This window comes from Stenotrophomonas humi, assembly GCF_001431415.1.
Taxonomy (GTDB): domain Bacteria; phylum Pseudomonadota; class Gammaproteobacteria; order Xanthomonadales; family Xanthomonadaceae; genus Stenotrophomonas; species Stenotrophomonas humi.
In genome coordinates this window covers 1-1,471 of sequence record NZ_LDJI01000057.1, presented here as the reverse complement: position 1 = coordinate 1,471, position 1,471 = coordinate 1, and the positions used below count along the sequence as shown (strand labels likewise).

Below are 1,471 nucleotides of genomic sequence, written 5' to 3'. Positions count from 1 at the left end.
TGACCCTGAGCGTTCGTGAGTGCGCAATCAACCTCTGGGCACTACTCAGCCTGAAAACGCGGCGATACTTCAACCGCGGGTTGGCGGCCCTCTAACAATTCCGTAAGGAACTTGCCGTCAACCCTGGGCAGGGTCCCCTCACCTTTCGCGCAAGACATGCACGCATCCGTCGTTGCGACGCGCCCTCGTTGATTGTTCCTCACAGACATGCGCTCCAAGCAGCTTCCACAACAACTGCACAGACTGCCACTCAACATACCCTCGCCTCCGGGAGACGTCTCATGCCGCTTGATGCATCCAGTAATGCCCCATCGGATTTTGATTTCGTGCTCGGCGACTGGCATGTCACCCATCGCCGCTTGAAGGAGCGCCTCAACGGCTCCAACGAATGGGTCGCGTTCGATGGCCGGATGTCCACCCACAAGGTGCTTGGGGGCTACGGCAATGTCGAAGACAACCTGCTCAACCTGCCTGAAGGCGCTTACCGGGCGCTGGCTTTGCGCGCGTTCAATCCGCAAACCGGGCAATGGTCGATCTGGTGGCTGGATGGCCGTTTCCCGGGGCAACTTGATGTGCCGGTTGTTGGTCGGTTCCAGAATGGCGTCGGCACCTTCCTTGCGGACGACACCCTCAACGGCATTCCCATCAAGGTCCGCTTCCTCTGGTCAGCCAGGAACGTAGACAACCTGCATTGGGAACAAGCGTTCTCGAATGATGGTGGCGCCAGTTGGGAGACCAACTGGACGATGGATTTCTCGCGAAACTGAAACCGGCGAGAATCCCTTGGAACCGAATGCGGAGTCGACGTACTTTTGCGACCTACCTCGTCCCCGCCAAGCAGGTTCGCGAATCGCCTCGAGTCTGACGTTGCACACCACCTTGCACCCCGCCACCCATCTCCGGCTCCAGCCCACAGAGCATCACCCATGACCCGCTCCTTGCTGCTCTCCCTTCTACTCGCAATGTCATCAACCGCCAGTGGCGTCGTCATTCGACACGACGTTGATGACTCGAAGTATCGGATTCCTGCCTCTGAGTTCCCTGCCCTCGTCGACATGCCCGGCGAGGGGCACGGCGTACTGATTGCCCCGCAGTGGGCCATGACCGCCGCGCATACGATTCCGGCGCACTCCAAACTCAAGCAGGTGACCATCAACGGAGTCACCAGGGACGTCGAGCGCGTCGTCGTGCATCCCGGGTACAAGACACTGCCACAGGAGTTGATTGACCAGGCAACGGCCAGTGGCGAGGCGATGTTGATCGTGGTCGTTCTTGCCTCCTCTGACGACATCGCACTGATCAAGTTGAGCCAGCCCGTGACGGATGTCACTCCCGCCGCCATCTACGAACGCAGCGACGAGCCCGGCCAGATCGTCAAGATCATCGGCAAGGGCGCCACGGGAACCGGCGACATGGGCCACGACCCACGAGGCCCCAACCGCACCGAGCTCCGCCGCGCGTTCAACAAGGT

General features: G+C 60.4%; 2 protein-coding genes. Both read left to right on the top strand.

Going from position 1 to position 1,471, the window contains the following annotated elements; all coding sequences use genetic code 11:
* The first annotated feature begins 281 nt into the window (after positions 1–281).
* Positions 282–767: a hypothetical protein gene (locus ABB26_RS18240; RefSeq protein ID WP_057636135.1), complete on the top strand. Its 486-nt coding sequence runs from the start codon at positions 282–284 to the stop codon at positions 765–767.
* 159 nt (positions 768–926) lie between these two features.
* A partial coding sequence (locus tag ABB26_RS18235) for a trypsin-like serine protease (protein WP_152982747.1) occupies positions 927–1,471 on the top strand: 545 nt, incomplete at its 3' end.

Coding starts and splice junctions, on each gene's coding strand:
- ABB26_RS18240 (WP_057636135.1), top strand. CDS start 282: ATGCCGCTTGATGCATCCAGTAATGCCCCATCGGATTTTGATTTCGTG.